Source organism: Alkaliflexus imshenetskii DSM 15055 (assembly GCF_000517065.1).
Lineage (GTDB): Bacteria > Bacteroidota > Bacteroidia > Bacteroidales > Marinilabiliaceae > Alkaliflexus > Alkaliflexus imshenetskii.
Map to the genome: position 1 here is coordinate 1708989 of NZ_KI912105.1, position 12413 is coordinate 1721401.

At 45.5% G+C, this 12413-nt stretch carries 6 protein-coding genes, 1 tRNA gene and 3 rRNA genes; 1 reads left to right on the plus strand and 9 read right to left on the minus strand.

Annotation, left to right across the window (positions count from 1 at the left end):
* Positions 1 to 350: 350 nt before the first annotated feature.
* The 3 genes from ALKIM_RS20155 to ALKIM_RS0106980 all read right to left on the minus strand — a co-directional run bounded on the left by ALKIM_RS20155 (position 351) and on the right by ALKIM_RS0106980 (position 4252).
* Positions 351 to 509 carry a hypothetical protein gene (locus tag ALKIM_RS20155; RefSeq protein ID WP_157363822.1) on the minus strand — a complete coding sequence of 53 codons (159 nt, stop codon included), beginning with the start codon at positions 507 to 509 and terminating at the stop codon, positions 351 to 353.
* A 118-nt stretch (positions 510 to 627) separates the two neighbouring features.
* Entirely contained in the window at positions 628 to 1767 is a 1140-nt protein-coding gene (locus tag ALKIM_RS0106975; protein ID WP_026474010.1) for a GNVR domain-containing protein, read from the minus strand.
* 28 nt (positions 1768 to 1795) lie between these two features.
* On the minus strand, positions 1796 to 4252 hold the full coding sequence (locus tag ALKIM_RS0106980; protein WP_044117793.1) for an SLBB domain-containing protein: 2457 nt from the start codon (positions 4250 to 4252) through the stop codon (positions 1796 to 1798).
* 245 nt (positions 4253 to 4497) lie between these two features.
* On the opposite strand from ALKIM_RS0106980, the gene ALKIM_RS0106985 reads away from it, so the two are divergent.
* Complete coding sequence (locus tag ALKIM_RS0106985) at positions 4498 to 4725, plus strand: hypothetical protein (protein WP_026474012.1); 228 nt, start codon at positions 4498 to 4500, stop codon at positions 4723 to 4725.
* 249 nt (positions 4726 to 4974) lie between these two features.
* On the opposite strand, the gene ALKIM_RS0106990 is transcribed toward ALKIM_RS0106985, so the two are convergent.
* The 6 genes from ALKIM_RS0106990 to ALKIM_RS0107015 all read right to left on the minus strand — a co-directional run bounded on the left by ALKIM_RS0106990 (position 4975) and on the right by ALKIM_RS0107015 (position 12305).
* Positions 4975 to 6267: an NCS2 family permease gene (locus ALKIM_RS0106990; protein ID WP_026474013.1), complete on the minus strand. Its 1293-nt coding sequence runs from the start codon at positions 6265 to 6267 to the stop codon at positions 4975 to 4977.
* 46 nt (positions 6268 to 6313) lie between these two features.
* On the minus strand, positions 6314 to 6967 hold the full coding sequence (locus tag ALKIM_RS0106995) for a DUF5020 family protein (RefSeq protein ID WP_026474014.1): 654 nt from the start codon (positions 6965 to 6967) through the stop codon (positions 6314 to 6316).
* Between the two features lie 410 nt (positions 6968 to 7377).
* A 5S ribosomal RNA gene (gene rrf, locus ALKIM_RS0107000) occupies positions 7378 to 7488 on the minus strand.
* Positions 7489 to 7643: 155 nt separating this feature from the next.
* Positions 7644 to 10463, minus strand: a 23S ribosomal RNA gene (locus ALKIM_RS0107005).
* Positions 10464 to 10621: 158 nt separating this feature from the next.
* Positions 10622 to 10695: transfer RNA gene (locus tag ALKIM_RS0107010), tRNA-Ala, on the minus strand.
* 91 nt (positions 10696 to 10786) lie between these two features.
* A 16S ribosomal RNA gene (locus tag ALKIM_RS0107015) occupies positions 10787 to 12305 on the minus strand.
* Together the 16S, 23S and 5S rRNA genes with 1 tRNA gene alongside form the textbook arrangement of a ribosomal RNA operon.
* Positions 12306 to 12413: the final 108 nt, after the last annotated feature.

The following is a 12413-nucleotide window of genomic DNA, read 5'->3' on the forward strand; positions in this document are numbered from 1 at the left end:
TGGAGGTAAGTTTGGATAGATATCCACAAGTGCTTGGGAAATGGACTAACGGCCTTGCCTAGTCCGATGAGTCAGTATGCAGTAAGGCTAGTGCAATTATGAAAAGCTGTGTCTCCGCCAAAAACTAGGAATTGTAAAGTACTTGGAACTGCTGTCATTTGATTTCAGCATACTATATGGTGCTTATGCTTTGTGCTGCTTGCACCGTGAGGAGCGATTATTTTATTATTTTATCGATTGTGGCTACCTGGACAATTAGTAAGGAGTAAATCTCTCCATGTACTTCAAATTGGCGGTCATGCCCTTACCTATACCTTAGGTCTTGGTGCGAGTATTCGCCGAAATGAAGATTATATCTCCGCGGTAATGGCGCCTTCCGCATCAGTACTGATAAGAAGGTTGAGGTTGCGTATATTTGCTACCACTTTGAGTAGTCCGGGTTTATAATTGGTCAGGTTCTTTAGGTTGTCCTCCCAGTGAGCTATGCACCGCTTGTTAAAATTTACCATGTTCAACTAAAAAGCAGGACACTTATATGCAATAACGGACATGGTGAAACTGATTACGTAACTGGTATCTATGCAGGCAATGTGCCTTATGGTTAAAACTTCTGTCATGCTTCTGCTTTTACTTTTTATTTGCTAAGAACTCTGCCAAAATATTGTTCAAAATACTCCTGACAAAATATAGACCGATACCTAAAATACCACCAACAAAGACAGAGAGGATCATTAGTCTTATCCTTTTCGGGGAACTTTTTTCGTCTGGAACAACGGCTGGCTGAATAATCTTAACGACAGGGGTTTCTTCCTGCAATTTAAGACGTGCCTCTTCCAACTGCTGAGCCAGTGCCTTATAAACATTAAAGGCCAAATCGTAGTCACTTTGAAGGCGCTGCTGGCGCGTTTGGGCTAGTGCGGTGAGATTTCCATGACTGGAATCGCGAAAGCGAGCCAGTGCTTCTTGGGCTGTCTCAAAACGCATTTCAGCCTCAAAATATCTATCCTGCACAAACTGCAAATCTTCTTTACCTTTATCAGTTCTAAAACTTACAGCGTAATCAGACAAAAGCATAGCCGCGTAGGCGCAAACTTCTGCCGACAGCTCAGGAGTAGGCATTTTTGTCGTAAGAGTTATCATCCCAATTTGCTTATCAATAGTAAGCGACAACTCATTCTGCAACCACTCAAGCACTTCTCTTTCTTCCTTCGTCAAGCGTACTATCGAACTACTGCTGTCTCCAGAGGTCATCATTTCTTCGGGCTTACCCTTAATCCAGTCAAGGATTACGCCAGGGAGGCCGATGGTATATTTTTTAATATTTCCCTGCCAAGATCCAGCAATTTCAGATTGATAGTAGTCATAGAGCGTAACAGACCCAATTTCAGGCAGTTCAAAGGGCTGCTGCATCAAAAGTTTGAGGTATGGCACACTCTTAACAATTTCGGGGTAGTAATCCGGTGGAATGCCGCCACCTTCGGCAGCTGCTGAAACACTACCAAAACCAAACTGGGCGGCAAGGCCACCTAGGGCTCCGAGACTCATACTTTTATTACTCTCTGGAATAAGTTTTACGATTGTTGTGTAGCGAACTGGACTAGTCAAGGCAATAATAAGACCTAAGGCTACAAAAACAGCTACAGTTTTCAAAATCAAAACCCGGCCATTCCATATATGCAGCATCAACGCCACCAAATCAATCTCATCATCCTTAATGATGGCAGGCAACTGCTTTTCTGATGATTCAATATTTTTAAATTCTGTCATAATAACGAACCTGAATTGAGACTGAAAACTAAAATCTTGACATGGCGGTGATAACAACTGCAGCCATGGAAACCACGGAGCTAAAAATAGAAATGCGCTCTCCCGGAGTCATTGGTGGACGCTCCACACGTTGAGGAATGATGATTTCGGCTCCCGGTGTTATCTCAGGAGAGATGCCAAAGAACAGATACCGCGACCGCGTATTCACATCACCATTTGCATAAACCACATAAGCTCGGCTTTTGCGTGCATTCTGGGAAAACCCGCCAGAACCTTTTATATAATAACGAAGATCTTTCCCTTTTATATAGCGAATTTCAGAATCACGTAAAACGCCACCAGAAACACGCACTGTTTGTAACTCTGCTGGCACTTTGATAACGTCACCGGGTCGTACAAACAAATCGTCACGCGTACCTGGCTTAGAAAGGATGGTTCCCAGATTTATGCCTATGAAGCTCTCCTTGTCTTTGGTTAGATCCACCACTTCACTCAGACCCGTCTCAAGCACTGTTTCAACACGCTCCAATTGCTGAGATGTACGCATAAGCGTAGCGCCGGGCACAAAAGCTTCGTCTGTAAGTCCCCCTGCACGGCGGATAACGTCAGAAATGCGCTCGTTACGATCCGTAATGGCATAGGTGCCGGGAAACATTACCTCTCCCTGTATGGTAATGGTTTGTTGTACTTGATAATCAGGCCTGGCTCTAACAAAAACCTGGTCATAAGGCTGTAACTCAAAGCGCCGGGCTTCCTCCCTCAGCGCGAGGTTGCGCTCTACACTAAATACAAATGTCTCAGCCAGACGGGTGCCTCTGCGTGCCGGAGCTGCTTCGCCAATGATTCGACGGTTTATCTCGATACGGGCTTCGGATGCGGAAGACTTAAACCCCTCTCCTATCAATATCAAATCCTCCAGCGTCATGCCATCACGAAACTGATAGCTGCCTGCCTTACGAATCTCTCCGCCCAGATAAACCATACGCTCTTCACGCATCTCATGAATGCTTCGGATTATCACCTCGTCTTCGGGCTGGAGTACAATATCATAGTACTCAGGCTGACTGAGAACTTGATCAACATTAAAAGCTACCACAGAGAAATCATGACGTTCATCGAGCCGGTTAATTACGGCACGCTCACGAAACACATCAGGCTTCACACCTTCAGCTTGTTGGATAAGTTGTGAAAGGGTAAACCCCTCCGTTAGCTCATAGTCACCCGGACGCCATACGGCGCCTGAAATGGTTACCCGGTTTGCAAAGCGGTTAAGGATAGGATCCACACTTACCACATCACCGTTTTGCATTGCGAATGAGCCATATTTATCGCGATTCACACTCACCATCATGCGCTCCGTTTCGGTATTTCTTTGAACAGTGACCTGTCGCGTATAGGCCGAATCGGTAAAGTGTCCCGCAAAGCCAATCAAATCTGCCAGCGTCTCATTTTCAGCAGCCTCGTACAGTCCTGGACGCTTCACCTCTCCTCTTACTTCAACTCTTGTAACCAGAGGACTCACACGAACAATGTCCTGATCATTTAATCTGATGTTCTGTCGCTGATCGCCACGCAGCAACAAGTCATATACATCCAAACGGGCAACAACCTTGTTACCCCTTATCACTTCTACATTTCTGTATGATCCTATACGATTTGGACCACCTGATTTATATAGTGCATTAAATACGGTTGCCAATGAAGATACAGAATAACTTCCGGGCACATTTACCTCACCCATTACGGTCACCTGTATGGTACGAACCCGCCCGAGGCTTACGCGCGCAAACGTGGTTTGATCAGCCTGACCTGGGCGTAACCCGCGATACAACTGCTTAAGTTTTTCAATGATACGCTTATCAGCCTCCTCGATAGACAGGCCGTGCACATAGACTGGCCCAAGATTGTCAATGGTGACTGTCCCCTCAGGACTAACTGTCAACTGGTGCAAATTGGTTGTGGCACCCCAAATATCAACCACCAACTCGTCGCCGGGGCCCAATACATAATTCAGAGGGGTTGGAATATTCATGGATGGCTCAAATCCGGACATTCCTCTTTTAAAAAGCGTGCTGCCAAAAATAAATGGCTTATCATCCTCAACAAACTCAATGGTGTCAATCAAATCTGCCGGCTCAGAGTTGTCACTTCGCAGATGAGTCTTTGCGCCATTTGACGCCATCCCCTCAGTCTCCAGTGCGCGCATGCGTTGCATCAATTCATTGGCCACGGCAGGTGACAACCCTCTGGCACGCGCCATATCCATGGCCTGCTGAGGAGAAATCCCTTCTGAACGTCCGCGAACCATATATGCTCTTAACTGCGCATCACTAATATCAGCTGATTTAACAGTGGATAAATCCTGCGCATTTAAGCTCTTTGCCTGCGCATGAATTTCTGTTACACCAGCGATAAAGCAGGTGAACAGAATAATGAAAAAACTGTAAACAATTTGCCGGAATTGGGGTTTGATAGTACGAAGCATTGCCTGAGTAATTGAATTATGAAGTGTAATTGGAAATAAACCTAAGCGACTGTATAAAAACAGAATCTAAGTGATAAATTAAAAATCATTAGAACAAGATGCAATTAGCTTAAATCCTCGGATAGATATCAAATAAGATGGCTTTAAAGTGGTTCAGTTTCCTTTACGGACAAATATAACTGTCAAATTATCGCGCTACCTATCTACCTTGATTAAAAATGCCAATAGAGTTTTAAACAGAAGTCATGAAGCTTTCGGAGATGGGCGAACAAAAATTAAGCATTGGGAAATTAAAAGGCTCTATCCGGTGGGTGATGATGCGTATTGAGATTGTAATCCCTTCATACTTTTCCACGCTACCGCTTCCTGACTCACAAATCAGCATGTTTGTAACTCAGCAAGTCGGGATTAAGAGGACTTTTCTTCGTTTTCAGAAAATAGAAAACGTCGTATATACACATGTAAACTTTTAAAAGATAATACAATAATCAATTAAAATCCAGTAGCTTCTACCCAACCGATTTTGAGATCAATGTACATCCCGTTTTATGCGCCTGCAAAAGTACCAAATATGATTCTCATATCAAATTATAACGAGCCATTTTAGTCAGAAAAATACACCCGGAAGCCGCATTGAATCTTATATATAAGAAGAAACCCGGTTTGCAAGCCTCTTGCAAACCGGGCATCATCGTAATAGTTTACGATTGGCTTCCACTCAATTAAAAGAAGAACTTTGCTAAAAACAATACAGCCAAAATATACATCACCAACGAAACTTGTTTGTATCGGCCGGTGAACAATTTTAGAAATACGAATGAGAGCATTCCAAACACAATACCTTCGGCGATACTATAGCTCAGAGGCATCATTATTACAGTTAAAAATGCAGGTATAGATTCAGTAAAGTCCTCAAAATCTATCTTCATAATGGGTGTTAGCATGAATGAGCCCACCAATATAAGTGCAGGAGCAGTAGCAGCCCCCGGAACCATTAAAAATAAGGGCGACAGAAACAATGCAATGGCGAACATACCTGCCACAGTAAGCGAGGTAAGTCCTGTTCGTCCACCTTCTGCTACACCCGATGCACTTTCTACATAGGTGGTTACAGTTGATGTGCCCAACATTGAGCCTACAGTTGTACCCACGGCATCGGCAAAAAGTGCCTGCTTCACTCTGGGCAACTTTCCGTCTTTATCAATCATATTAGCCTTATCAGCTACACCCACTAACGTTCCAACAGTATCAAACAAATCCACAAAAAGGAAAGTAAGCAATACTATCACCATGTCGAGTGTAAACACCTGACTGAAATCAAACTTAAAGGCAATCGGCTCAAGCGATGGAGGTAGGGATATGAGATGTCCTTCAGGCAAATGAGTTACACCAAGCGGAATACCCATGATGGCAGATGCAAAAATGCCAATAAGCAGCGCACCTTTAACTTTTAGTGCCAAGAGAACGCCTGATACCAGCAATCCGAACATCGCCACCCAAATCGTATGAGAACCCATACTTCCGAGAGTCACCATGGTGGCCTCGCTCTTCACTATCAGTCCGGCATTTTGCATGCCAATAAAGGCAATAAACAATCCGATACCTGCAGATATTGAGTGTTTAATGTTTCGGGGTATCGCGTTCACAATGCTCTCTCGCACGTTGAAAGCAGTTAACAACAGAAAAACAATCCCTTCAAGAAAAACAGCTGTAAGCGCAAACTCCCAGCTATACCCCATGGCTATTACCACCGTAAAGGCAAAGAAAGCATTCAATCCCATACCAGGAGCCAAAGCAAAAGGTAATTTCGCCCATAAAGCCATAACCAGTGTGGCAATTACTGCCGATAGGGCTGTTGCCGTAAAGATGGCATTCTTATCCATCCCGGTTGAGGAGAGAATGTCGGGGTTCACCGCCAGAATGTAAGCCATTGTCATAAATGTGGTTACACCGGCCACCAACTCCGTGCGGATATTGGTTCTATTATCTTTAAGTTTAAAGAATTTTTCTAACATCGTTTTGTATTCAGAAGTTATTAATACCAATCGCTTGATAAAAGCGTTAGAAAGTCCATTTAACAGCAACAGTAGGACAAACTTTAAAACCCTCTACACCAGCAAAATTCGAAGCTATCTCAACTTCTCCTCCCAACGATAAATGCTGATTTACATTGTACCACAACTGCGGCTCAGAAAGAAAAACGAAATCAGTGGTCTTATTTCCAAACACACTTTCTTCGCGCCAGAAATCAGCAAAACCCATAAATGTAAGCTTCCTTTCAAAAAAATGCATAGTCCATACGCCGGTAATTTGAAAAGATGCATCATGCTTATCCTTTATGTACTTATACAAACCTTGAAGCGTAAAAATACGGCTGTAGTCGGCATTGTTCCAGGTATACTGAGCACCGGTAAGCCATGCGTCATTCAAAAAAGTACCGCCATTGTACTCAATCTGTGCGGCCCAGGGCGAATCCCAAAATCTTAAGGCACGAGAGATCTCCATGTAAGCAAAAGAGACAGAATTTCCAAAGTCCCTATTATAATCAAAATCCACAAAAAAGAAGGTACTTCCCCATTGGTCAGGTTTGAACATTTCAAGAGTCGTAGTTACATACCCACGGTCTTTACCCATATCATAATGCATCTGTAGGTTTTGAGCACTAACCGATGCAATTGTAAGTACCATTAATACTGCTGCAGTAAATTTTCTCATGAGTTTAAATTGTTTTAAAGCTGTTATACAACCAATACATAAAAATAGCAAAGACCTGCTATAATTGCAATTAGATGCACACAACCATTAGATTTGTAATGGATAATCAAAAATAACGCGGCAAAAGTAGAAAAAAAACAGAAACGGAATTGTGAATTATGTCAACAATATGAAGAAATGGCGTACCTCAATACAATTAAATGTATATCGTCATTTAACTGTATTGGCAATTGATTTAAAAAGAGAGTGTAAAAAGTAAATTAACTCGAGTACCATATGAGAAAATCAGAATTGAAAGTATTAAAACCCTCAGCGCCTTTGTGGTTAATTGCAGTTTTACTGCATACGCACCAACGGGCTTAAACACAAAAAGGAGTAGCTGATTGCTCAACTACTCCTTTGTCTTAAAAAATCGGCGGCGACCTACTCTCCCACTGTTACGCAGTACCATCGGCGCTGTAAGGCTTAACTTCTCTGTTCGGAATGGGAAGAGGTGGAACCCCTACGCTATAGCCACCTGAATACCTTACCAGATGATTAAAGATATAGATTTTTAGAGGTATAGATGAAGCGCTTTATCTCTTTCATCTTATCTATCTGTCTTAATATCTCAATATCTAATTCTATGTTATAGATATATTGACCTCGAAAAAGAAACAGCCACAAATAAACCTTGCTCAGAAAGTTTCGGGTAATTAGTACTGCTCGGCTTTGATGTTGCCATCTTTACACCTGCAGCCTATCAACGTCATAGTCTCTAACGCCCCTTATATGGAGATCTCATCTTGAGACAGGCTTCGTGCTTAGATGCTTTCAGCACTTATCCCTTCCAAACGTAGCTACTCAGCTATGCTCCTGGCGGAACAACTGATACACCAGTGGTTTGTCCATCACGGTCCTCTCGTACTAATGACAGGGTCTCTCAAATCTCCTACGCCCACAACAGATAGGGACCGAACTGTCTCACGACGTTCTGAACCCAGCTCGCGTGCCACTTTAATGGGCGAACAGCCCAACCCTTGGGACCTTCTCCAGCCCCAGGATGTGACGAGCCGACATCGAGGTGCCAAACCGCCGCGTCGATATGAGCTCTTGGCGGCGATCAGCCTGTTATCCCCGGAGTACCTTTTATCCTTTGAGCGATGGCCCTTCCATACGGAACCACCGGATCACTATGCCCTGGTTTCCCACCTGGTCGACTTGTCGGTCTCGCAGTCAAGCACCCTTATACCATTACACTCTGCTGACGGTTACCAATCGTCATGAGGGTACCTTTGGGAGCCTCCGTTACGCTTTTGGAGGCGACCACCCCAGTCAAACTACCCACCAAGCAATGTCTTCCGCGTTGCGGAATTAGACTCCAGGCAAGCAAAGGGACGTATTTCAAGGATGACTCCACGAATCCTGGCGGACCCACTTCATAGTCTCCGTCCTATCCTACACATCACTTACCCAAAATCAATGCTAAGTTGCAGTAAAGGTTCACGGGGTCTTTCCGTCCCGTTGCGGGTAAACGGCATCTTCACCGTTACTACAATTTCACCGAGCTCACGGCTGAGACAGTGCCCAGATCGTTACACCATTCGTGCAGGTCGGAACTTACCCGACAAGGAATTTCGCTACCTTAGGACCGTTATAGTTACGGCCGCCGTTTACTGGGGCTTCAATTCAATGCTTCGGGTTACCCCTAACATCTCCTCTTAACCTTCCAGCACCGGGCAGGTGTCAGGCCATATACGTCTTCTTTCGAATTGGCATAGCCATGTGTTTTTGCTAAACAGTCGCCTGGGCCATTTCTCTGCGCCCCTCACATCGCTGCAAGGGGACCCTTTCTCCCGAAGTTACAGGGTTAATTTGCCGAGTTCCTTAGCCGTGAATCACTCGAGCGCCTTAGTATACTCAACCCAACTACGTGTGTCCGTTTACGGTACGAGCTGCTATACTCGCTTTTCTTGGAAGCGGCTGCTTATCTTCGCTTTGGCCGAAGCCTAGGCTCAGCGGGCTATTCCGTCAGCCCCCAGATATCTCACCTCTCCGTCACTTTTAGTGTATAGCAGGTGCAGGAATATTAACCTGCTTCCCATCGACATCGCCTTTCGGCTTAGCCTTAGGACCCGACTAACCCTGATCCGATTAGCGTTGATCAGGAAACCTTAGTCTTTCGGCGAACAGGTTTTTCACCCGTTTTATCGTTACTTATGCCTACATTTGCTTTTCCAAACGCTCCAACAAGTCTCACAACTCATCTTCTGCGCAGTTTGGAATGCTCCCCTACCACTTGTACTGTTGTACAAATCCATAGCTTCGGTAGTATGCTTATGCCCGATTATTATCCATGCACGGTCGCTCGACTAGTGAGCTGTTACGCACTCTTTAAATGAATGGCTGCTTCCAAGCCAACATCCTAGCTGTCTGTGCAACCATACCGCGTTTGGTTCAACTTAGCATACATTTGGGGACCTTAGCTGATGGTCCGGGTTCTTTCCCTCTCGGACATGGACCTTAGCACCCATGCCCTCACTCCTATAAAACATTTTGCAGCATTCGGAGTTTGTCAGGAGTTGATAGGCGATGAAGCCCTCGCGTCCTATCAGTAGCTCTACCTCTGCAAAACTATTATAAGGCTGCACCTAAATGCATTTCGGGGAGTACGAGCTATTTCCCAGTTTGATTGGCCTTTCACCCCTACCCACAGTTCATCCAAAAACTTTTCAACGTTTACTGGTTCGGTCCTCCATCCCGTGTTACCGGGACTTCAACCTGACCATGGGTAGATCACAAGGTTTCGCGTCTATCCCTACCAACTATAGCGCCCTATTCAGACTCGCTTTCGCTTCGGCTCCGTAACTATTCATTACTTAACCTCGCTGGTAAGGTATAACTCGTAGGCTCATTATGCAAAAGGCACGCCGTCACCAAATAAATTGGCTCCGACCGCTTGTAGGCGCACGGTTTCAGGTACTATTTCACTCCCCTGTTCGGGGTGCTTTTCACCTTTCCCTCACGGTACTGGTTCTCTATCGGTCTCTCAGGAGTATTTAGCCTTACCGGATGGTCCCGGCTGATTCACACAGGATTTCTCGTGTCCCGCGCTACTCAGGATACTACCTTATATATCATACTTACATGTACGGGATTATCACCCTCTGCGATGCAACTTTCCAGTTGCTTCCATTTCGTATTAATATATAGTGATGGTAGTCCTACAACCCCGTAAATGCCGAAACATTTACGGTTTGGGCTGCTCCCCGTTCGCTCGCCACTACTTAGGGAATCACTCTTGTTTTCTCTTCCTCCGCCTACTTAGATGTTTCAGTTCAGCGGGTTTGCTTTCCGATAAATCGGAATACTTGGCCTTCAACCAAGTGGGTTGCCCCATTCAGATATCTGTGGATTAACGGTTATTTGCACCTCCCCACAGCTTTTCGCAGCTTATCACGTCTTTCTTCGCCTCTGAGAGCCTAGGCATCCTCCGTACGCCCTTATTTACTTTCTTATTGCCACGTAGTTTGTGGTCACAATGCTCGCGCATTGCGCACGTTACTTACGTCCTAAAAAATCCCCTCGCGGGAATCTCTTAATGGTTCGTTTCGTGTCTATTTCTTTTTCGATTTCGGTCAATATGTCAATGAACGTTTGTTACCGAAGTAACTGTGGAGAATAAGGGAGTCGAACCCTTGACCTCCTGCGTGCAAGGCAGGCGCTCTAGCCAACTGAGCTAATTCCCCGAATGATGCAATACCGCCAAAGTTACTTGGCTTTTGAGCAGGTTATCCTCTCTTTATTTGAAAACTTCTCTTGCGTGAAAAGCACTTCCAGAAAGGAGGTGTTCCAGCCACACCTTCCGGTACGGCTACCTTGTTACGACTTAGCCCCAGTCACCAGTTTTACCCTAGGACGCTCCTTGCGGTTACATACTTCAGGTACCCCCGGCTCCCATGGCTTGACGGGCGGTGTGTACAAGGCCCGGGAACGTATTCACCGCGCCGTGGCTGATGCGCGATTACTAGCGAATCCAGCTTCATGGAGTCGGGTTGCAGACTCCAATCCGAACTGAGACCGGTTTTTGAGATTCGCATCCCCTCGCGGGGTAGCTGCCCTTTGTACCGGCCATTGTAACACGTGTGTAGCCCTGGATGTAAGGGCCGTGCTGATTTGACGTCATCCCCACCTTCCTCACGGTTTACACCGGCAGTCTCGGCAGAGTCCCCACCATTATGTGCTGGTAACTACCGATAGGGGTTGCGCTCGTTATGGGACTTAACCCGACACCTCACGGCACGAGCTGACGACAACCATGCAGCACCTTGAAAAGTGTCCGAAGAAAAACCTGTTTCCAAGTCTGTCACTTCCCATTTAAACCCAGGTAAGGTTCCTCGCGTATCATCGAATTAAACCACATGTTCCTCCGCTTGTGCGGGCCCCCGTCAATTCCTTTGAGTTTCATCGTTGCCGACGTACTCCCCAGGTGGATTACTTAATGCTTTCGCTCAGTCACTAACGGTATATCGCTAACAACCAGTAATCATCGTTTACAGCGTGGACTACCAGGGTATCTAATCCTGTTTGATACCCACGCTTTCGTGCATCAGCGTCAGTGACACTTTAGTAAGCTGCCTTCGCAATCGGTGTTCTGTGGTATATCTATGCATTTCACCGCTACACACCACATTCCGCCTACCTCAACTGTACTCAAGACTGGCAGTATCAACGGCAATTCTACAGTTAAGCTGCAGTATTTCACCACTGACTTACAAGTCCGCCTACGCACCCTTTAAACCCAATAAATCCGGATAACGCTCGGATCCTCCGTATTACCGCGGCTGCTGGCACGGAGTTAGCCGATCCTTATTCGTATGGTACCGGCAAATAGCTACTCGTAGCTAACTTTCTTCCCATACAAAAGCAGTTTACAACCCATAGGGCCGTCTTCCTGCACGCGACATGGCTGGTTCAGGCTTGCGCCCATTGACCAATATTCCTCACTGCTGCCTCCCGTAGGAGTCTGGTCCGTGTCTCAGTACCAGTGTGGGGGACCTTCCTCTCAGAACCCCTAGACATCGTAGTCTTGGTGAGCCGTTACCTCACCAACAAACTAATGTCACGCATGCCCATCTGTAACCTATAAATATTTTACCACTGCACCATGCGATGCCGTAGTCTTATGCGGTGTTAATTCCCCTTTCAGGGAGCTATCCCCCAGTTACAGGCAGGTTGCATACGCGTTACTCACCCGTGCGCCACTCTCAATAGTATTGCTACCATTTTACCGTTCGACTTGCATGTGTTAGGCCTGTCGCTAGCGTTCATCCTGAGCCAGGATCAAACTCTTCGTTGTAGAAAAGATTTTAATATGTTTTCCTGTGCTCCTCAAAGAAATTTTCGAAAGGACGTTGCTTGTTTTAACCTTGTTTCTTTTTTGGTATTGCATCAATATTTTCAAAGA

Bases quoted from the DNA above. Each gene is read 5' to 3' on its own strand.
- ALKIM_RS20155 (WP_157363822.1), bottom strand. From the start codon at position 509: ATGGTAAATTTTAACAAGCGGTGCATAGCTCACTGGGAGGACAACCTA.
- ALKIM_RS0106975 (WP_026474010.1), bottom strand. From the start codon at position 1,767: ATGACAGAATTTAAAAATATTGAATCATCAGAAAAGCAGTTGCCTGCC.
- ALKIM_RS0106980 (WP_044117793.1), bottom strand. From the start codon at position 4,252: ATGCTTCGTACTATCAAACCCCAATTCCGGCAAATTGTTTACAGTTTT.
- ALKIM_RS0106985 (WP_026474012.1), top strand. From the start codon at position 4,498: ATGAAGCTTTCGGAGATGGGCGAACAAAAATTAAGCATTGGGAAATTA.
- ALKIM_RS0106990 (WP_026474013.1), bottom strand. From the start codon at position 6,267: ATGTTAGAAAAATTCTTTAAACTTAAAGATAATAGAACCAATATCCGC.
- ALKIM_RS0106995 (WP_026474014.1), bottom strand. From the start codon at position 6,967: ATGAGAAAATTTACTGCAGCAGTATTAATGGTACTTACAATTGCATCG.